A 1,086-nucleotide genomic window follows, 5' to 3' on the forward strand; every position below is an offset into this window, starting at 1 on the left:
CTATGCGGATGTCGCCGACGCACTGTACTTGGCGCCATGCGGCTTTACCGGCACGACGCAGGTCGTGACCACCCCTAGTCCGATCCCACAGGATGGCGACCGAAGTACTCAACCACGGCCCGTCGGATCAGCTCCGACGCAGAAGAACCCTCCGCCCTCGCACGACGCACTAACTCCTCACGAATGGCATCAGGTAACCGCACCGTCGTCAACGGCGTCTCACCGGGCGCCGCAACATCCTTGCGCGGCCGGCCCTTTCGTAGAAACGCAGGATTGACGTCGGCGGAAAGAACTTCGTCCGAGGTGGGCGGGTGGGCCTCATAATCCGCGGCCATCTCCGCGTAGTCTTCGTCGGTAAATCGACGCTTGCGGCTCATGTCTATCCTTTCGCCTTCAGGTCCATTGGGGACCGTATTCGGGGTCGATCAGGTCGTCGAGACCCAGTGACTCGACTAGGCCGCGGTGGAGCATCATTGCGTGAAACACATCGGCCGCCAGTGGGTTAGCGAGGTCGGCAATGACCTCGATCCGCGGTTGGCCGGTCACTGCAGGCCCGATGAATAGCGGGTGCCGGGACAGCGAGCTTCGAGGACGATCGCAGCGCGGGAAAGGCCACCAGGGCACGGATCTCGGCGTCGAGGATCAGATGAGCACGGACGCTTGGCCTGATGCCGATCCGCACACTTGGAAAGTGTAATACACTTTAGCAAGAAAGTGTAATACATTTCTCCGCAAAACATAGTGACGGAACGCATGCGCTGCCGAGCTGACAGCGCCTGGACGTCGTTGTCACACTGTTGTCACGGTCGACTCCGCCCGGCGAGCCCGGTCACCAGCGGCGGTCGCCAAGGCCGCGTTGCGCCCAGGTGACGGATCAGGGGCTGTTGCGGACCCCGATCATCGGCTCGTCCAAAGCCGCGATTCGCGATGGAGATGATGCTCGCACGGGCACAGCAATCACGTCCCGGCGGGACAGGACTGATCTTTGTGTGTCTGAATCGCCCGCGATATAGGTTCTGAACTCCAGTTAGGTGGGGCGGGCGGGGCTCGAACCCGCGACCAACGGATTATGAGTCCGCGGCTCTA

Annotated in this window: 2 protein-coding genes; both read right to left on the bottom strand. The window is 61.9% G+C overall.

Going from position 1 to position 1,086, the window contains the following annotated elements; all coding sequences use genetic code 11:
* Nucleotides 1-74 precede the first annotated feature (74 nt).
* Nucleotides 75-377: a CopG family transcriptional regulator gene (locus F6Q13_RS17450; RefSeq protein ID WP_293059238.1), complete on the bottom strand. Its 303-nt coding sequence runs from the start codon at nt 375-377 to the stop codon at nt 75-77.
* A gap of 16 nt (nt 378-393) precedes the next feature.
* Nucleotides 394-546 carry a hypothetical protein gene (locus F6Q13_RS17455; protein ID WP_293059240.1) on the bottom strand — a complete coding sequence of 51 codons (153 nt, stop codon included), beginning with the start codon at nt 544-546 and terminating at the stop codon, nt 394-396.
* Nucleotides 547-1,086: the final 540 nt, after the last annotated feature.

The sequence above is a fragment of the Mycobacterium sp. genome, from assembly GCF_008709575.1.
Taxonomy (GTDB): Bacteria; Actinomycetota; Actinomycetes; order Mycobacteriales; family Mycobacteriaceae; genus Mycobacterium.